General features: G+C 42.3%; 16 protein-coding genes and 1 pseudogene. 8 read left to right on the forward strand and 9 right to left on the reverse strand.

The features are described from left to right. Positions 1 to 43: 43 nt before the first annotated feature. From glyS to dnaA, 8 genes and pseudogenes are all read right to left on the reverse strand, one after another. A complete protein-coding gene (glyS, locus tag JF50_RS19890; RefSeq protein WP_039611135.1) occupies positions 44 to 2,113 on the reverse strand; it encodes a glycine--tRNA ligase subunit beta in 2,070 nt (689 codons plus the stop codon). Between the two features lie 2 nt (positions 2,114 to 2,115). Then, entirely contained in the window at positions 2,116 to 3,015 is a 900-nt protein-coding gene (gene glyQ / locus JF50_RS19895) for a glycine--tRNA ligase subunit alpha (protein WP_039611136.1), read from the reverse strand. 207 nt (positions 3,016 to 3,222) lie between these two features. Further along, on the reverse strand, positions 3,223 to 3,723 hold the full coding sequence (locus JF50_RS19900; RefSeq protein ID WP_039611137.1) for a hypothetical protein: 501 nt from the start codon (positions 3,721 to 3,723) through the stop codon (positions 3,223 to 3,225). 31 nt (positions 3,724 to 3,754) lie between these two features. Next, positions 3,755 to 4,423, reverse strand: coding sequence for a phytanoyl-CoA dioxygenase family protein (locus tag JF50_RS19905; protein ID WP_039611138.1), 669 nt, complete (start codon positions 4,421 to 4,423; stop codon positions 3,755 to 3,757). A gap of 52 nt (positions 4,424 to 4,475) precedes the next feature. After that, on the reverse strand, positions 4,476 to 6,893 hold the full coding sequence (gene gyrB / locus JF50_RS19910) for a DNA topoisomerase (ATP-hydrolyzing) subunit B (protein WP_039611139.1): 2,418 nt from the start codon (positions 6,891 to 6,893) through the stop codon (positions 4,476 to 4,478). A gap of 12 nt (positions 6,894 to 6,905) precedes the next feature. Beyond that, complete coding sequence (recF, locus tag JF50_RS19915) at positions 6,906 to 7,994, reverse strand: DNA replication/repair protein RecF (protein ID WP_039611140.1); 1,089 nt, start codon at positions 7,992 to 7,994, stop codon at positions 6,906 to 6,908. A gap of 10 nt (positions 7,995 to 8,004) precedes the next feature. Next, the gene (gene dnaN, locus JF50_RS19920; protein WP_039611141.1) at positions 8,005 to 9,108 is read right to left on the reverse strand and encodes a DNA polymerase III subunit beta; all 1,104 of its coding nucleotides are present in this window, start codon (positions 9,106 to 9,108) and stop codon (positions 8,005 to 8,007) included. Between the two features lie 10 nt (positions 9,109 to 9,118). Beyond that, a pseudogene (dnaA, locus tag JF50_RS19925) lies at positions 9,119 to 10,529 on the reverse strand (chromosomal replication initiator protein DnaA). Positions 10,530 to 11,223: 694 nt separating this feature from the next. Between dnaA and rpmH the strand changes: the two are divergent. The 7 genes from rpmH to JF50_RS19955 all read left to right on the forward strand — a co-directional run bounded on the left by rpmH (position 11,224) and on the right by JF50_RS19955 (position 16,436). Beyond that, positions 11,224 to 11,358, forward strand: a complete 135-nt coding sequence (gene rpmH, locus JF50_RS19930) for a 50S ribosomal protein L34 (RefSeq protein ID WP_005492430.1) — start codon at positions 11,224 to 11,226, stop codon at positions 11,356 to 11,358. A gap of 6 nt (positions 11,359 to 11,364) precedes the next feature. Further along, on the forward strand, positions 11,365 to 11,778 hold the full coding sequence (rnpA, locus tag JF50_RS19935) for a ribonuclease P protein component (protein WP_039611142.1): 414 nt from the start codon (positions 11,365 to 11,367) through the stop codon (positions 11,776 to 11,778). A gap of 149 nt (positions 11,779 to 11,927) precedes the next feature. Further along, complete coding sequence (gene yidD / locus JF50_RS26825) at positions 11,928 to 12,191, forward strand: membrane protein insertion efficiency factor YidD (protein WP_419177522.1); 264 nt, start codon at positions 11,928 to 11,930, stop codon at positions 12,189 to 12,191. Between the two features lie 8 nt (positions 12,192 to 12,199). Beyond that, the gene (yidC, locus tag JF50_RS19940) at positions 12,200 to 13,831 is read left to right on the forward strand and encodes a membrane protein insertase YidC (protein WP_039611143.1); all 1,632 of its coding nucleotides are present in this window, start codon (positions 12,200 to 12,202) and stop codon (positions 13,829 to 13,831) included. A 727-nt stretch (positions 13,832 to 14,558) separates the two neighbouring features. Then, the gene (locus JF50_RS19945) at positions 14,559 to 15,230 is read left to right on the forward strand and encodes a cytochrome c biogenesis protein CcdA (protein ID WP_039611144.1); all 672 of its coding nucleotides are present in this window, start codon (positions 14,559 to 14,561) and stop codon (positions 15,228 to 15,230) included. Positions 15,231 to 15,246: 16 nt separating this feature from the next. Next, on the forward strand, positions 15,247 to 15,705 hold the full coding sequence (locus tag JF50_RS19950) for a TlpA family protein disulfide reductase (protein WP_039611145.1): 459 nt from the start codon (positions 15,247 to 15,249) through the stop codon (positions 15,703 to 15,705). Further along, entirely contained in the window at positions 15,705 to 16,436 is a 732-nt protein-coding gene (locus JF50_RS19955; protein WP_039611146.1) for a TlpA family protein disulfide reductase, read from the forward strand. Before JF50_RS19950 ends, JF50_RS19955 begins: the two co-directional genes overlap by 1 nt. A gap of 9 nt (positions 16,437 to 16,445) precedes the next feature. Here JF50_RS19955 and JF50_RS19960 read toward each other — a convergent pair whose 3' ends face one another. Then, positions 16,446 to 18,617, reverse strand: a complete 2,172-nt coding sequence (locus JF50_RS19960; protein WP_039611147.1) for a winged helix-turn-helix domain-containing protein — start codon at positions 18,615 to 18,617, stop codon at positions 16,446 to 16,448. 125 nt (positions 18,618 to 18,742) lie between these two features. On the opposite strand from JF50_RS19960, the gene mnmE reads away from it, so the two are divergent. Further along, positions 18,743 to 20,107, forward strand: a complete 1,365-nt coding sequence (gene mnmE, locus JF50_RS19965; RefSeq protein WP_039611271.1) for a tRNA uridine-5-carboxymethylaminomethyl(34) synthesis GTPase MnmE — start codon at positions 18,743 to 18,745, stop codon at positions 20,105 to 20,107. Positions 20,108 to 20,197: the final 90 nt, after the last annotated feature.

Below are 20,197 nucleotides of genomic sequence, written 5' to 3' on the forward strand. Positions count from 1 at the left end.
AAAAAGCCAGCATCAAAGCTGGCTTAGTACAGTGTGTTTTGACTTAATTTTGTAATACGGAAATATCTGCCGTATTCAAGAATAAGCGGCTGAGCTGACTCAATAATGCGAGACGATTATTCTTAACCGCTTCATCATCTGCCATCACCATCACGTTATCGAAGAAGTTATCAACTGCCTCGCGAAGACTTGCTAAACGCGTCAATGCTTGCTGATAATCACCCTGTGCATAAACAGGCGCTAGCTCTTCAGTCAATGCCGCAACTTGTTCTGAAAGTTGTTTCTCAGCATCTTCAATCAGTAACTCAGTCGACACAGCTGCATCACTGGTCACATTGTTCTTCGCCAAGATATTATTTACACGCTTGTTAGCAGCAGCAAGTGCTTCAGCTTCATCCAATGTACGGAAGTGACTTACCGCTTTCACACGACGATCGAAATCAACAGGTTGTGCTGGGCGACGTGCTAATACCGCTTGGATCACATCAACACTTATCCCTTCATCTTGATACCAAGCACGGAAACGACCTAACATAAACTCAAAGACATCATCTGCAACCTTGTCATTGGTCAGCTTGTCGCCAAACAAGGTTTGTGACTTAGCAACAATGTCTAAAATGTCTAACTGAAGCTCTTTCTCAACCATGATACGTAATGCACCAATGGCAGCACGACGCAGTGCAAATGGGTCTTTATCGCCTTTTGGAATTTGGCCAATACCAAAAATACCCACTAGCGTGTCAAACTTATCAGCCAATGCGACGGCAAAACTAATTGGGTTTGAAGGTAGTGCATCACCTGCAAAACGCGGCATATATTGCTCGTTTTGTGCAACTGCCACCTCTTCTGCTTCACCATCAATTCGCGCATAGTGCATACCCATGACACCCTGAACATCAGTAAACTCCATGACCATTTCAGTCATTAAGTCTGTTTTACTCAGAAGGCCTGCACGCTCTGCTAATGCTTTATCCGCACCAAGTTGCTCTGCAATATAACCTGCCAATGCAGCAATACGCTCAGATTTGTCTTTCAGTGTACCCAGTTGCTTTTGGAATAAAACACTGCCCAGCGACTCTAAACGACTTTCCAGTGTTTTCTTCTTATCCGTTTCAAAGAAGAACTGTGCATCTGCTAAACGCGGACGAACCACTTTTTCATTGCCAGAGATAACCACACTTGGATCTTTACTTTCAATGTTTGATACAAATAAGAACTTATTGATCAGTTCACCTTTGTCATTCAATAACGGAAAGTACTTCTGGTCATCTTTCATCGTATAAATGAGCGCTTCATCTGGTACAGACAAGAACGCTTCATCAAATGATGCGGTCAGTGTTACTGGCCACTCTACTAACGACGTTACTTCTTCAAGTAAGTCTTCATCCATTGCTACAACCGCACCTAGTTTAGCAGCTTCAGCTTCAATCTGAGCGCGGATCTGTGCTTTACGCACATCGTAATCAGCAATGACATACGCGTTCTTTAAAGTATCAAAAATGTCATCAGCATGGGCTAAAGTCGTGCGTGCCGGATGATGGAAACGGTGACCTTGCAGTTCATTACTGATCTGTTTGCCCAGTACTTCACCTTTAATGATCTCATTACCTAGCAGTGCCGCAACCGTGTGCACAGGGCGGATAAATTGTGTTTTATTCGCCCCCCAACGCATTGGCTTAGGGATCGGTAATTTTGCTAAGGCTTTTGCAATCACATCGCTCAGTAGTTCCGTTGCCTGTTGGCCTTTGACCGTCGCCTTATGAAGTAACCAAGCGCCCTTTTCAGTTTCTAACTTGTCTGCTTCGCTCACATCAATGCCGCAACCGCGTGCCCAACCTTGCGCTGCTTTTGTCGGGTTACCCTCGGCATCAAATGCCGCTTTAATCGCTGGGCCTCGTTTTTCAACGACTTTGTCTTTTTGCTGCGTTTCAAGTTGCTTTACTTGAATGCCTAACCGACGAGGAGACGCATACCAACTCACCCCTTGATGCGCAAGCTCTAGCGCTTCTAATTCCGCCGCAGTATTTTGAGCAAATGCTTCAGCTAACTTGCGTAGTGCTTTTGGTGGTAATTCTTCAGTACCAATTTCTACTAATAAATTTTCAGTTGTCATGATCAGTCCTTACAAAGCGGGAATCCAAGTGCTTCACGCGCTTCAAAATAAGCTTGTGCACACGCTTTTGATAGTGCTCTTACACGCAAGATATAACGCTGACGCTCTGTCACAGAAATAGCGTGACGCGCATCTAATAAATTGAATGCATGAGAGGCTTTCATTACTTGCTCATAAGCTGGTAATGGTAAGCCCGCTTCGATTAACTTTTGGCTTTCTTTTTCGCACTGATCGAATTGGTTAAATAACGCGTCGACGTCAGCATGCTCAAAATTGTAAGTCGATTGCTCGATTTCATTTTGCATGAATACGTCACCATAAGTCACACGACCCATAGGACCATCAGTCCATACTAGGTCATAGATGCTATCCACACCTTGTATATACATGGCTAAACGCTCTAAACCATAAGTGATTTCACCTGTGACCGGAGAGCACTCAATACCACCGACTTGCTGGAAGTAAGTAAACTGGGTTACTTCCATGCCATTTAGCCAAACTTCCCAACCAAGACCCCAAGCACCTAATGTCGGTGACTCCCAGTTATCTTCAACAAAACGGACTTCGTGCGTTAATGTGTCTATACCTAGCGCTTCTAACGACCCAAGGTATAACTCTTGAATATTATCCGGTGATGGCTTTAGTACAACTTGGAACTGGTAATAGTGTTGTAAGCGGTTCGGGTTTTCACCATAGCGACCATCGGTTGGTCTACGACATGGCTGAACATACGCGCTCGACATTGGCTCTGGACCAATTGATTTCAGGAAAGTCATCGGGTGGAATGTGCCCGCACCAACTTCCATATCTAGTGGTTGTGCAATTACACAGCCTTGCTGTGCCCAATAGTCCTGTAAAGCCAGGATCAACCCTTGAAAGGTTTTGATATCATATTTTTGCATAGTTGGCTTTTATATTTATTTGGTACATGGGACTCAAATTAGCGGCAAATCAAATAGCGCAAAATTGAGTTTTAATGATTGAAAATTATGCTCAGTATACCGTGTGCGGTGCACAGAATTAAGCATTATATGAAAGAATTAGTGTTAGGAGTAATTTGTTTTTAAGAGCCACAGTCAAACTGAACGTAGCTCCTATGAATATTTAAGTTAAAGTGCAGATTTCAACTCTTTCTTTATTTCTTCACAAAGGTAGTCGATTGCTTCACTCTTTCGTTTTGAATCTGACAGCAACTCTACAAACTTACTTTGAGCTTCTGGATTTGTTACGTTAAATGAATGGAATGCAATATCACGATAGGTGTAAGCTTCATCACTAACCGTTTCATTCTCCACACGGCGATTATTTAAAAAATCACTTTTAACTTGCTCGTTATGTAGTAGGTTATAAATTAAACCTAGCGAGGGAGACAGCTCACCTTCCACTCGCATAGAAACTTTACCTGGCATAGAGAGAGATGACACCTCCTTGCTCAACCTCTCCATCAGCACGTCGTTATTTGATTCATTTCGAATAACCGCTTTGTCTTCTTCTGACAATGAAAAAAGATCAAAGATAAGCTCTTCGCAAACTTTAAACTTAGCGCTCAGGGTATTGTGGTTTGCAACATTATATAAGATCGAAAGTAACGGTATATGATTCTTAGACATAGAGCATTTCCTTTTTATTTATTAATTTATTTTATTCACAAATGAATTCTAGTGACCAACAGATTTCATCCTGTTTGTTCAATTCTAAGCAGTGCAACGCTCGAGTAGAAAAAATGAGGATGTCACCCACCTCCACTTTAATCGCCAAAGCATCTTGTACAAATGGTTCAATGTAAGTTTCATCCACTTTCACAAACTGTCCGAACATTGAATGTGGCAAGTTACCTATTTTATGAGTATTAGGTATGATTTTGAAATTGGTCCTTCTATTGTCGGTGATTGGCACCCAAACATGTAAATTGCCATCCATCTGCTCACCGATAGGACCATCTTGGTGATACCCGGTAAATTCTTTTTTTATGTGCTCAGGCATCCATGAGACGATTGTATGATCCTTTGAAATACTCAGTTTTCGATCAAACGATGAAAGTATGTACTTCAACGGTCCATTACAAATAATTTTATCTATTGTCTGAGAAACTGAGTCGATATGGTGACTTCTAGGAAAATATCTATTTACTTGCCTATTATTGTTTAAGTGGGCGTATTGAATTTGCTCAGAATCTACTTGATGTAACTGAAGTATATGTTGGCAACAATTGATAAGTTCAGTGTGTAAATGTGGGGGTAATGCTTTTTTTAAGAGGGTAAATCCTAAAGATTCATATTCATTAATGTGAGCCTGAATCTCTTCTTCCATCCCTATACTCCTAAAAAAATGCCACCTTAAGGTGGCATTTTTACTACAACTCTTACACGTCTAAGTTAACTACTCTCAGTGCATTCTGCTCAATAAAGTCACGACGTGGTTCAACTTGGTCACCCATCAAGGTTGCGAATAGCTGATCTGCAGCAATCGCATCTTCGATAGTCACACGTAGCATGCGGCGTGCGTCAGGGTCCATAGTCGTTTCCCAAAGCTGGTCAGGGTTCATCTCACCCAACCCTTTATAACGTTGTGTATACAAGCCACGCTTAGACTCATTGATTAGCCAATCAAGGGCTTCAACGAAGCTGCTAACAGGCTGAGTCTTCTCACCACGTTGGATGTAGCCACCTTCTTCGATGATATGCGCAATTTGCTTACCTGTGTTTGCAATGCGCGTATAATCTTTAGAAGTGATAAAGTCATAACTGAGAGTGTGTGCTTTATCAACGCCATGCTGACGAATATTCACCACTGGATAATACATGTGACGCTCATCATCATAACTTACTGCTGCAGAGAAAATTGTCGCATCATCATCATGCTTGATAAGGTCAGCAACAAGCGCTTCACTCCAAGCTGATACCTTTGCTTCATCACTTAAGTCTGCTTCAGTCAGTTCAGACTGGTAGACAAGACGATTCATGATTGATGCTGGGTACTTACGCTGCAAACGTCCAATTACATCGACCGTCTTTTGATAATCATGGACTAAATTCTCTAAACGATTGCCTTCAATCGCATCAGCACCTTCGTTTGAATACAGTGCAGCGCCATCAAGGGCTAATGTTGTTAGGTACTCAGTCAATGCGTGGTCATCTTTTATATAGCGTTCTTGTTTGCCTTTTTTCACTTTGTAAAGTGGCGGCTGAGCAATATACACATAACCACGTTCAATGATTTCTGGCATTTGACGATAGAAGAAGGTCAGCAGCAGCGTACGAATGTGAGAACCATCCACGTCCGCATCGGTCATGATAATGATGCTATGATAACGCAGCTTCTCTGGGTCATATTCGTCGCGACCAATACCACAGCCTAGAGCAGTAATTAACGTAGCAACTTCTTGCGAAGACAACATCTTATCAAAGCGTGCTTTTTCAACGTTTAAGATCTTACCTTTAAGCGGCAGTATCGCTTGGTTCTTACGGTTACGACCTTGCTTTGCAGAACCACCTGCTGAGTCGCCCTCCACTATATATAGTTCAGATAGCGCGGGGTCTTTTTCTTGGCAGTCAGCCAATTTACCTGGTAAGCCAGCAAGATCCATCACGCCTTTACGACGCGTCATCTCTCTTGCTTTACGCGCTGCTTCACGCGCTCTCGCTGCATCAACGATTTTATTCACGACTGTTTTAGCATCTTGCGGATTTTCAAGTAAAAATTCATTCAGCTTTTCAGCCATGGCTTGCTCTACCGCGCCTTTGACTTCACTTGAAACCAGCTTATCTTTAGTCTGAGATGAGAATTTAGGATCCGGTACTTTAACACTGACAACCGCGGTCAAACCTTCACGTGCGTCATCACCGGTTGCACTGGTCTTGTTCTTCTTATTAAAACCCTCTTTTTCCATGTAGGTGTTAAGCGTTCTTGTTAACGCCGCACGGAATCCAGCAAGGTGGGTACCACCGTCACGCTGTGGAATATTGTTCGTGAAACAATAGATATTCTCTTGGAAGCCATCATTCCACTGCATAGAAACTTCAACGCTGATACCATCTTCACGTTCAGTGGTAAAGTGGAAAACATGCTGATGTACAGGTGTTTTCTTACGGTTAAGGTATTCAACAAACGCTTGGATACCACCTTCATACTTGAAGTGGTCATTTTTGTTTTCTTCACGTTCATCAGTGAGGATAATGCTCACACCAGAGTTGAGGAATGACAGCTCACGAAGGCGTTTTGCAAGAATGTCATAGTGGAAATTTATATCAGAGAACGTTTCAGGGCTTGGCCAAAATCTCAGTTCAGTACCTGTTGACTCAGCTTCACCAATCACGGCAAGAGGTGCATCAGGCACACCCATAGTGTACTTTTGTTGATGCACTTCGCCATCTCGGCGGATAGTTAGTTGTAGTTTTTCAGAAAGTGCATTAACAACAGAAACACCTACACCATGAAGACCACCAGATACTTTATATGAGTTATCATCAAACTTACCACCAGCGTGTAGTACAGTCATGATTACTTCAGCAGCTGATACGCCTTCCTCTGGGTGAATCGAGGTTGGTATACCACGACCATTGTCGCGTACAGAAACAGAACCATCAGTATGAATTGTCACAAAAATATCGTCACAGTATCCAGCTAATGCTTCATCAATTGAGTTATCAACAACTTCGAAGACCATGTGATGTAATCCAGTTCCATCATCAGTGTCGCCGATATACATTCCTGGACGCTTTCTTACAGCATCCAATCCCTTCAGTACTTTAATACTGGATGAATCATAATTATCAGACATGGTTAATTCCAATTAATTTGTTATTAAACGACCATGTTCCACGTGGAACATCTCAATATTTTTATCAAGTCGTTCCACAACAGGCGTTAAACTGTCTGAACTGATTGCTGAGATAAACAGCTGTGAGTCGCAAATAGTAAGGAGCTTTGCCACACACCCTAAAGTCTCAGAACTCAATTCAGATGGTAAATCATCGATTAGCAAAATAGACTGCTTTTCAGTCTCTTGTTCAATTAAATTGTTCTGTGTAATCTTGAGCGCATAAAGCAGCAGCTTAAGCTGGCCTCTAGACATGATCCCTTCAACATTATGACCATGCACTTTAAAGTTAAAGTCTGCTTTATGAGGACCTCGACTTGTATATCCGAGTTTTAAGTCTCGCTCAAGCTGTGTTTGAAGGACATCACTTAGTTCCCCTTTCCAACCCGCATCATAGCGAGTTTCAAGGCCTTCAAAAACAGGGCTAATCCCCCCTATCTTATCAAAAAAATAGCCTTCAAACCTACTTATATACGCTTTTCGATAGATATTTATTTGTTCAGCCAATTCAATAAATTGTTTGTCCCAAAATTTAATTTGCTCAACGCAATTTGCGGGTTTTGTTTTTAATAACGCATTTCGTTGTTTAAGGACTTTATTAAAGCTTTTCCACACTTCAAAAAATAGATGTTCCACGTGGAACACACCCAAATCGAGAAACTTTCGCCGCTCTTTTGGGCCACCAAAAAATAACTCATAGCTTTCTGGTGTTATGACTTGAACAGGTAAAATTTGTGCTAGTTCGGCAATGCGTCGACTTGCTTGCCCTTGAATGCGAAGCTGTGTATCACCGCTTTGATCCTTGCTGATTCCAATTGGTATAGACAAGTTATGTAGTTGTTTTTTACCGTGAACAATACATTTTTCTTGACTACTACGGATCATCAACTTGTGCTTATTTGTGCGAAAAGAGCGACCACTAGACAAGAAATAAATCGCCTCAAGCAAGCTAGTTTTACCACTGCCGTTTTGGCCTAGAATTAAGTTAAGGTCTTTTGAAGGGGAAAGAGAAATTGCCTCAATGTTGCGAAAATCATTGAGGCTGATATGTGTCAAACTCATTGAGCGCCCTCTATAGGCGCATTGGCATTACAACGTACATTGCGTCATCCTCGCCACTGCCTTCAATCAAAGCACTGCTGTTTGAGTCCGCTAACGTAAATTGCACATCCTCTGTTTTTAATGTGTTTAACACATCCAGTAAATAAGAGACATTAAAACCTACTTCAAGGTCATCCCCTTGATAGTTTACTTCTACCGTTTCTTCAGCTTGCTCTTGTTCTGGGTTGTTGGCACTGATCTTCAAAATGCCGCTACTTAAATTAAGTCTTACACCACGAAACTTTTCATTTGATAAAATCGACACGCGTTGAAATGCACTGCGTAGCCATTCACGATTAGCCGTCACAAGCTTATCACCACCGCGAGGTAAAACACGGCGATAATCTGGGAAGCGCCCATCTACAAGCTTACTAGTAAAAATAACTTCTTGATCAATTATACGGAAATGATTTGCACCAAATTGTATAGTCAACTCTTCATCATCCGCTGGAAGTAAGCGCATTATTTCTAACACACCTTTGCGAGGAATGATCAGCTGACGTTGCGCTCCAAGTGATTGCTCAAGTTGCTTTTGCGCAATGGCCAACCTATGACCGTCTGTCGCCACAGTTTTAATTTCGTTACCATCCACTTCAAATGACATACCATTTAAGTAATAACGCACATCTTGGTTAGCCATCGAAAAATGTGTTGCTTCAAGCAACTTACGTAGTTCTAAACGCGTGAGTTTAAATTCAACCTCACCTTGCCACTCTTCCAAATTAGGAAAGTCTTCAGCAGCCAATGTCGTCAATGAAAAACGACTTTTACCACTGGTCAATAAAACTTGATGCTCTTGTGTGCTGAAATGCAAATCTGAATTATCAGGCAGGCTCTTACAAATATCCAACAACTTCTTGGCTGGTAATGTAAGCTTTGTATCTGCAGTGTCATTATCAAGTGTAATAGACGCAACTAACTCAATTTCTAGGTCAGTCCCCGTCATTGACAGTACACCATTTTTTACTTCTAAATGTACATTCGACAAAATAGGAAGGGTGTGTTTGCGCTCTATGGCACCAGACACCTGCATTAACGGCTTTAAAAATTGTTCTCTTACTATCGTTATTTGCATCACTCAACCCTTAAGATGACAATGTTCTGATCAAGTTTTGATAATCTTCTTTTACCTCGTGGCTTTCCTCACGAAGTTCTTTTACTTTACGACATGCATGTAATACCGTCGTATGGTCTCTCCCCCCCAAAGGCATCACCTATTTCAGGCAAACTATGGTTGGTGAGTTCTTTTGACAATGCCATAGCAACTTGTCTCGGTCGCGCAACTGAGCGGCTACGTCGTTTAGACAACAAATCTGACACACGAATACGATAGTACTCGGCAACGGTACGTTGAATATTGTCAATTGTCACCAGCTTGTCTTGCAGTGCTAACAAGTCACGTAGCGCCTCTTTGACAAACTCAATCGAGATTGGACGGCCTGTAAAGTTGGCATTTGCGATAACGCGATTTAACGCCCCTTCAAGTTCACGTACATTTGAACGTAACTTTTTCGCGATAAAAAATGCGACTTCATGCGGCAAATTAATATTACTTTGCTGCGCCTTTTTCATCAAAATCGCAACGCGCGTTTCAAGCTCTGGCGGCTCAATCGCAATAGTAAGCCCCCAACCAAAACGAGATTTTAATCTATCCTCCACCCCTTCAATTTCTTTCGGGTAGCGATCAGATGTCAATATGATCTGTTGGTTGCCCTCTAACAGTGCATTAAAGGTATGAAAAAACTCTTCTTGAGAACGCTCTTTATTGGCAAAAAACTGAATGTCATCGATCATCAACGCATCTACGCTACGGTAATATCGCTTAAAATCTTCAATGGCATTGTTTTGCAGCGCTTTGACCATATCTTGCACAAAGCGCTCTGAATGCATATATACGATTTTTGCATCCGGTTTTTTATCAATGATGCCATTTCCCACAGCATGTAATAAATGGGTTTTACCTAAACCAGTACCGCCATATATAAATACGGGATTAAAAGCGGACCCCGGATTGTCAGCAACTTGTGTTGCCGCAGCCTTTGCTAATTGGTTCGACTTACCTTCGACAAAATTATCAAACGTATAATTTTCTTTGATATTAGATTTAACGCTAGATTTCGGAGCTGGCTCAACCTTTACATCACTAACAGGCGCTTGCGTCTGACTCTTTGCTGATGCTTGTGACGAACTAGGCGCATTGAAATCATCAGCAGGCGCGCCTGCTGAAACCTGAGGTTGAACTTGCGCCATCGGCTTACTACCGACATCAAAACGTAATTCTGGTGCTTCATCGCCACAGATTTCGATCAGTAGTTCATTAATTCGATTTAAGTACTTTTCTCGAACCCAATCCAACACAAAACGATTAGGTGCATAGATGGTTAAAGTATCTTCGGTACTTTCTGCTTGTAGTGGCCTAACCCACATATTGAACTGCTGCGATGGCAATTCATCTTGCAAAACATATAAACAACTTTGCCAAACCGACAGATACACATTGCACTCCGAAATATTTATTATTCCCGTACATCATTAAAGTCAGTTTTTTGCGTGCATTCACAAAACAACCAACAGAGTTATTCACAGCTAACCCAAAGATCTACGGAAATGTTTGTATATTATCAATTATTCACAGGTGGAAGCCGGGTATTATGAAGGGATCTTATCCACAACATCAATATTGACTTTTTAAAAAATTAAGATCTCACCAATCAAAAAAGATAAACACATGTTTTAAAAGGAATTTTAATTTTACTTAATTACAAAGATCTTATCAAAAAAAGCACAAGATCTCACCATAAAAATCAGATCAATTTAAGTTTTCCAAAGGTTGTTGCCAATTTTCACCCAAGCTCTGTGGAAAACCTTCTCAAGATCAAACAACTTGATCCACAGCTAAGATCTCGATCTTATTATAGATAGATCACAAAAGTTGATCCTTCTATATAAGCAAAGACGATGACTTCCCTTATCTATATATAGGAAGCATAAAATTAATTACCTTATTTGGGTAAATAGAACGCGCTTCTGTCAATTTTGCACCAGTTTGCCTATAAATTAAGCCTTCTATCACAATTATGATTGACTTTCGTGCCCGTCGGCTTTAATATCTCGCGCTCGCAATGGCACCTGTGCCAGGATCGCGACCTGCATAGGATGTTTTAACTTTAACCGATCGGATGGATTAGTTATGAAAAGAACTTTTCAACCAAGCGTACTTAAACGCAAGCGTACTCACGGTTTCCGTGCTCGCATGGCTACTAAAAATGGCCGTAAAGTACTAGCACGTCGTCGTGCTAAAGGCCGTAAAGAGCTTTCTGCTTAATATTAAGTGGAAGGTTTAGGCTTCAGCAGGGAGTTACGTCTGTTAACTCCCTCGCATTACTCCCGCATATTTCAAGAGCCAGCTCGTGCAGCTACCCCTGTTTTTACACTATTAGCAAAACCTAATGATGTAGGTCACCCACGTCTTGGATTAACCGTTGCTAAAAAACGCTGTAAAAAAGCCTGTCAACGCAATCGTATTAAGCGTCTTGCCAGAGAAAGCTTCCGTCTAAATCGTCATAAATTAGACAACATCGATATCGTTTTGATGGTCAAAACCGGTGTAGATGAACAAAGTAATGAAGAACTCACAAAGCAACTAAACAAGCTTTGGCGCAAAATCAACGAACGTTGTAAGCCTGGTGCGCCAAAACCAAAACATCATAAAAAACGCCCAACCAATAACAAGCCTAAAAAATAACAGCGCTTTTATACCCCAATAACTGTCCTAACATGGCAATTTTTAGCGAATTAGGGTAAGGTTAGCTCACCTTTTAATCACTGATTTATCGAGTCTACCTCGCGACTATGAAACACGCCTCAAAGACAAAAAGCGAGAGTAAACGATTGGTGGATTATCCGCTTTCGGTAATACGTTTATTTTTGATTTCGCTTATCAAAGCCTATCAAAAATTTATCAGTCCCATGCTTGGACCACATTGCCGATTTAATCCAACATGCTCAAGTTATGCAATTCAGGCAATTAATTTACATGGAATTGCAAAAGGGAGTTGGTTAGCGGTTAAACGCATATTAAAATGTCACCCTTTAAGCGCAGGTGGGGATGACCCCGTCCCTGAAAAATCGAATCAAGATAAACAACACGAGAAATAAGAGCTGTTATGGAATCGCAACGCACGTTTTTATTGATCGGATTGCTTTTAGTCTCTTTTTTGCTATTTAGTGAATGGCAAGAAGAACAAGCTCAAAGCAAAGCCGAGACCAGTGCTGTCACACAAGTGGCCACTTCACCTTCAAATAACGATCAAGCGGATATTCCGACTTCTAACGAAGCGGACGTACCGGTTGCGCGCACTCAAGCAATCCGTTCTGTCATTACAGTAACGACGGACGTACTTGATGTTAAAATCGACACAAAAGGTGGTGATATTGTTGAAGCTAAACTACTTCAACATGCTGAAACGCATGGTAGCGATACACCTTACTTACTACTTGGTGAATTTGAAGGGAAGCAATATATTTCACAAAGTGGTCTGATCGGCCTAAATGGTCCAGATGCATCCAGTGAAGGTCGCCCTGTTTATTCAAGCGAGCAAAAGTCATATACCTTATCAGGTGATGAACTGCGTGTACCGCTGACATTTGTTGACAAAAAAGGCGTTCAATTTACAAAAACATTTGTATTCAAAGCAGGTCAATATGACGTTGCGCTAGAATATGATGTGGTCAACGCAACAGAAAACCCTGTTCAAGTTCAACTGTACACACAAATCAAGCGTACAGCACAAGACAAAGACAGCATCATGACTCAAACGTATTTGGGGACAGCATATGGCACACAAGATGAGCCCTATGAAAAGTATTCTTTTGACGAAATGCGCGAAGCAAATCTTAACAAGAATACCCAAGGTGGTTATGTTGCGTTTATCCAACACTATTTTGTAAGTGCATGGGTACCACAAAAAGAGACTAACAATACTATTTACACCTCTCTGAGAAATAACCAAGGTATCATTGGTGCTAAGGGTGAGCCGGTAAATATTCAGGCTAACTCAGACGCCAAGTTATCAGCCATTTATTATATGGGTCCAAAAGATACTGACGCACTAGAAGCGCTTCACGAAGATTTAGACCTAACAGTGGATTACGGTTGGTTATGGTTTATCTCTCAGCCGCTATTAGTACTATTGAAATTCTTATACGGCATTTTAGGCAACTGGGGTCTAGCTATCATCGGTATTACCGTGATCGTGAAAACTATCCTTTACCCGCTGACAAAAGCGCAGTACACCTCAATGGCAAAAATGCGTGCATTACAGCCGAAGATGCAACAATTAAAAGAGCGCTACGGTGACGACCGTCAGAAGTTTGGTCAAGCCATGATGGAAATGTACCGCAAAGAAAAAGTGAACCCGATGGGTGGCTGTTTCCCACTGTTACTGCAAATGCCAATTTTCCTAGCGTTATTCTATGTATTCTTAGAGTCGACTGAACTACGCCACGCGGAGTTTGGCTTGTGGCTTACTGACCTGTCAGCGATGGACCCATACTACGTGCTACCGATTCTATTTGGTGCGAGTATGTTCCTAACGCAAAAGCTACAACCAATGACCATCACAGATCCAATGCAGCAGAAAATGATGACATATATGCCAGTCGCATTTTCTATTTTCTTCATCTGGTTCCCATCAGGTCTAGTACTTTACTGGTTAGTGTCAAATATCATCTCTATTGCACAGATGCTTATCATCTACCGTGGTATGGAGAAAAAAGGCATCAAAGTACGCGACTAACGTCGAAACGCCTTAAAAAAACGCCCGCTTCTGCGGGCGTTTTTGATCTTGTACATACAACTAATTCACTTATCGAAACTCCCCCTCATATCGGTACATCTTGGCATTTAACTGGCTGTTATTTTAGACATATTCGCCACACACCATTTGCAACTCCAGGACAAAAACAAATGATGATTGCAAACAGCCACAAGTGACACCCACCTCTCCCACTTATATACCCAGTACGCACCGCACCCAGTCATAATCATGCCGAGTACCAGGGCTAAAAGTCGGTCACGTTCTGCAACAGCGAAAAGCAGCTATCAAACACATCTGATCAGCGTTACAAGCCCTATGCCATACCGGCAAATGAAATGATAACCCTGTCTCAGCGCCTTTTATCAGAAAGCAAAATAACGCCCCAAGAAGCCGTACAAATGAGTTTTGATATTAAGTATACACAGCTGTTCCAGAAAGAGAGAGGCGAGACTTCAATGCGCCTTTGACCCGATCCAAGTTTAGTCAGATAAATTAGCCGTTGCGCAGTCGTATGGTATGCCAACCGATCACATTCAGCAAACCTAGCATATAATCGGTATGTTAAAGGGGGCTTAAATCAATAATTAAAATTAAATAAAACATACACTTGATAAATTTTGATATCGATTTGATGCCCCTTTGATAGGGATTATAATCGCGCCCGTGCACTCTAACTGCTCATTCACGACATCAGAAGAGCAGGTATATGGAGCAAACGATTTTAGAGGCATTAACCGCGTCAAACATCAATGGTTGGCAAATTCCCGCCGTATTTTTTATCGGCTTACTTACCAGTCTTACCCCGTGTGTATATCCTATTTTACCAATTACCGTTGCCACCTTTGCACAGCAAAAACACCCTCGCATTGCCCCCCTACTTTACTGTATTGGTTTTGCATTCATTTATGCTGGGCTGGGCTTTATTGCAGCCACAACTGGCAGCCTATTTGGTCAAGTAGCCAGTGATCCACTCGTCCTTTTAGGGTTTGCCAATGTTTTACTGCTTTTTGCAGCCATCAATAAAGGCTTAATCACATTACCGACTCCGCAATTTAAGCTAACGAATACCCGTGCCGTACCACTGATTATGGGCATGATCAGCGCATTAGTTGCCGCGCCATGTACCTCACCTATTCTAGGCGCATTGCTGATATTTGTTGCATCAACACAGCAACCTCTGCTCGGTGCTAGCCTGTTATTTAGCTTTGCGCTGGGCATGAGTACATTGCTGTTGCTTGCTGGCACCAGTGCGAGATTACTCGCAACTCTGCCCAAATCAGGGAAATGGCTGAGTCATATTAATAACCTCACCGCACTCATGCTCTTAATCATGGCGCAATATTTTCTCATTCAAGCTGGAAAAAGCTGGCTAGAGTAACCACAAGGAATTTATTATGAAGTCTTTAGCACCTCTATTTATCTTACTCGCTGTACATACCAACATTTACGCAACCACCTACCCGCCTTTGTTAGCGAATACGCTGGACGGACAAACGATTTCAAGCCAAGGTCAGGTGACATATTTGAAGTTTTGGGCCACTTGGTGTGCATACTGTATGGAAGAAATGCCATTACTTGAGCAGAGCTATCAACAAGCCAATGCGGGATATCACGTTATTTCCGTCAATATTGGGTTCAATCAAAGCAAACGCAGCATCACGAATTACCTGAAAAAGCATGACTACCAATTTCCTACTGTCTTTGACAGCGACGGTAGTATTACTCGCCAATATGCGGTATTGGGCACGCCGCAACATATTTTATTAGATAGCTCAGGCAATGAGCTTTATCGCAGTGCGCTATTTACTGATGAATTAGCAAGTAAACTGACTAAATTACAAGGAAGAAAATAATGTATATACAAGTAAAACTTGGCCTAATATTCGCTTTGCTTATGGTAACTTGCAAAGCACATGCAACCGCCACCGAATATGTATTTATCAACATCTGGGATGAATATTATCAATCCACCCAATTGCCACAACCATTAGGAGAGCGCATTTTTATCCAGCCAGATATCAATATTGATGAGCCCAGCTTAACGCAGTTTGTCACAGCCAACCCTTCATTTCAGGGGATCCACATCGATCACAACAATCAACTGATGTTTAAATTTCAAGTCCGCAAGACCCCGACAAGGGTTGTTGTAAACGAGGGACGTGTGATCTTAAAAGAAGCACTTATCAGCAGTGAACCATCAGAAGTCACTTCAAATACCAAGGTGCCGTTACAGACATTATCAGGCAGGCGTCTTTCCAAAGCATGGATACATCAACAGTATCAGGTGCTATTTTTCAGTGACAGCCTCTGTCCATTTCAGCATATTCCCGATTGTGAAAAACGCATTGAGCAAAATAATCAGCTCGCTCAATATAATAAGAATGTCCTTACGGTGATAAAGCCGTTTTATGTAGATAAGCAAAGCGCACTCAATTACCAACAGCGCTTTGAGGTGAAGCACGATATTGTCTTTGATACCCATAATCAGTTATTTGAACAATATCAAATCAGTGAACTCCCCTATTGGGTTTTATTAGACAATAAGGGGAATACCCTTTATCGCGGCACCAACGTGCCGCAATAAGTCATCAAATTACTCTAAAATCCATTTACTTTGACAATACACACTGTAGGGCGCATCCAATAAGTCCACAATATTTTTATCTGTGTGCCCTACTAAACGTGTAAATTCATCTAATTGCTGCAATAAGCCGTCGCTGTTTCTGAGTGCACTCAACTTCGCCTTGGAGTGGGCAGCAAGGGCATCGTTATTTATCATCTGAGCAGCCGCTGAGGTATAAAACAACATGAGATGCGCCTCGGTATTATCGCTATCTGCAAGTGCTAACGCCCGCTCTGGTTGACCTCGCTTAAGATGTATATACATCTTTGTGTACTCAGCATAAATCGCCACATCAGCCAATTTAAAGCGTTGATATGCCAGTAAAGCCTGCTCAGTCAACGTTTGAGCCGTCTCTAACTCCCCCTGCTTTAACCCAATCCAAGCCAGCATAAGTTGCGTATTTGCATGTGTCAGTGGTGAGATATAGTCAGCCTCAAGCAATTGGTGATATTGCCGCTTTGCGTTATCTAATGCGTTTTGATCGTTTTTCACCAAGCCGATATCCATCCACGCCATCGCCTTAAGTAACCGAAGTTGCTCAGTAGCTGGCAAAAAAGACTCATGTATTTTGACTTGATCCAGATAATATAAGGCTTTTTCACCCTGATGAAGCTGAATATAATAAAACCCCAAGTAAGTGAGTACTTGCACTTTAACATATTCATTGCCACTATCAGCAACAATATCCAGCGCCTCTAATAAACTCTGCTCCCCTTCATTCACGGGCACCAAATAATTTTGCCCGTACGCAAATAAGCTGGTTGCCAATTCTAAGTTTGCAGAGATCTGTCGATAGTAGTCTATGGCCTGACTCAGTACTTTCTTACTTTGTACTAGGTTAAGGTGATTTTTTTCCTGTGGGCCGGCTGCTGGTGGGTTTGCAAGATAAAATGAGCGCTGTGCTTCACTATAAGCAAAAGAGCGACTACCGATAAGTGCATAAGCAGCGTTCATCGCCAAGGTGTAATCTTGCCATTGCAAAGTATGCCAATAAATATCAGCTTGCAGTTGATAAGCACTGGCGATCAGTTCTATTTGTTGACTTTGTTGTGCCGCTCGCAGTCCAAGCTTTGCACTATTGAGCGCGGCTTCAAACTCCCCTAGGGCCTTTTCAAATGTCCCTTTATACAGGTGATAACGAGCTTGCAGTCCATCAGGTGCGTCACCCAATGTGATCTTATCAAAGCGTGCTTTCGCCTGCGCCACATCCCCTTGCTGCCAAGTGACCTGCGCCAACTCCAATTGTGAAGGTAAATGCTCAGGTACACGCACTAAAGCCGCCTCAAAATACGACTTCGCAAGCTCGGGACCATACTCGTTTAATGCTTGCAAACCACGGTAGTAATCACTGAGGTCCTTTACAGGCGCAGCGGTTTTATTTTCATGATCGGACGTCACTTCTAAAGCCATTAGCACACGTGTGGCAATATCACTGAAGTTATGGCCTAACTGCTCGACTATTACGTCTGTTGTTCGTCCATTTAGGCTAATTTGCAGGATAAAACGCTGCTGTCTTGGTTTCAGTGTCAGCGCTAATGTATGTGGCTGTTGCTCTTTTGGTAGTTCAAGTAGTTCTGGAGCTTGGCTTTTTGGTTTCAATTGATAATGGTTTTGCAGCAATACTTTTAATTCGCTTTCGATGGCGTAGCCCCACCATGCGTTGGCCTCGACCCCCGTTTCATTTTGCAAAGGTAAAATCAATAAGGCCGGTTTTTGCTGAGTTTGCTCATTGGATGAGAGTGGCCAGATTGCATCCATGTTAGCCATCGCAAATAACAAGACAGCAGCTAGGCTCACTGCCACGCCCATTTGCTTGGCACGTTTTTTTGCACACTTTGCGGCGTTAACCTCACAGATCCACTGGTAACCTTGTTGTGGTAACGTTCTAATATAAATAGGATTTTGCGCATTATCGCCCAATGCTTGGCGTAATTCATTGATACTTTGTGTCAGTGCGGCTTCTCGATATTCACCGTGCTGCCACAGTGCGCTCAACAATGTTTCACGCTTAATGACTTGATTGGGATGTGTGAGAAAATAAGCCAGTAACTGCAAGACTTTAGGACGGAGAAGCTGCTGCGATTGCCCAGTGTATAAAACCAAGCGCTCAGCATCAAAACGAAATGGACCAAATAACAACACAGCTCAGAGTTTCCTTATCTCTATATCTTGCGTAATTGACTCTATTGATTAACTTCCACTATACCTGAGAAATGCCATTTGCTGTACAATTAAGCTCAGAATACACTCATTTAGCAAGAGCCATCATGATTGCACAAGATACAATAGCAGCTCAGGCAACCGCCCCAGGTCGTGGTGGTGTCGGCATCATCCGAATTTCAGGTACGGGTGCTAAACAAGTTGCTGAAAAAATATTAGGTAAATGCCCAAAAACGCGATATGCCGAATACTTACCTTTTAATACCTTAGCTGGTGAACAGCTTGATCAAGGTATTGCGCTATTTTTCCAAGGTCCAAACTCTTTTACCGGCGAAGACGTGCTAGAACTACAAGGCCACGGTGGGCCAGTTGTCATTGACATGCTTTTGAAAGAGATCAGCCAAATTGACGGGGTTAGATTGGCAAAGCCCGGTGAGTTTTCAGAGCGTGCATTCATGAATGATAAGCTCGATCTTACCCAAGCCGAAGCCATTGCAGACCTCATCAATGCAACCAGTGAGCAAGCAGCGAAAAGTGCCCTACACTCTTTACAAGGCGACTTTTCAAAGCACATCAATGTGCTGGTGGAACAAGTGATCCACTTACGTATGTATGTTGAAGCAGCCATTGATTTCCCAGACGAAGAAATCGATTTTTTATCTGATGGCAAAGTCTCTGGTGACTTACAAGCGATCATAGATCAGCTTGCTGAAGTCAGACAACAAGCTAAGCAAGGCAGCATTATGCGTGAAGGGATGCGTGTCGTCATCGCGGGTCGTCCAAACGCAGGAAAATCGTCATTACTCAATGCATTGGCAGGCAGAGAAGCTGCCATTGTCACTGATATTGCGGGCACCACCCGCGATGTACTTCGAGAACACATTCATATCGATGGTATGCCACTACATATTATTGATACAGCAGGCCTGCGTGAGAGCCCAGACAAAGTCGAGCAAATCGGTATTGAACGTGCGTGGGAAGAGATCAGCGGTGCCGATCATGTGCTATTTATGGTCGATGGCACGGAGACGTTAGAGACAGATCCAATCAAGATCTGGCCTGAGTTTATGGAAAAACTGCCAAAAGGTATGGATATCACCGTCATTCGCAACAAAATCGATCTATGCGATGAACAACAAGGACTATGTCAGCAAGGCGACTACCCTGTTTTAAGGCTCAGTGCGCAAGCCAATACCGGCGTCGATATACTCAGAGAGCACTTAAAAGCGTGTATCGGATTTACCGGTGCGAACGAAAGTGGCTTTATGGCTCGCCGCCGCCATTTAGATGCATTAGAGCGTGCAGCTGAGCATTTAGAGATCGGTCAGACACAACTTGAAATGCATATCGCCGGTGAAATTTTAGCTGAAGAACTGCGTTTAACTCAGCAATATCTCAATGAAATTACCGGAGAATTCACCTCCGATGACCTACTGGGTAAAATATTTAGCTCATTTTGTATTGGTAAGTAACTTACTATCCCGATGCACTATGCATCGGGCTTTTTGCAGGCAAAGTTTCCGCAAACTCCCCTATCACAGCATTAAAAATGCGTCATCACG

Source organism: Pseudoalteromonas luteoviolacea, assembly GCF_000814765.1.
GTDB lineage: Bacteria > Pseudomonadota > Gammaproteobacteria > Enterobacterales > Alteromonadaceae > Pseudoalteromonas > Pseudoalteromonas luteoviolacea_H.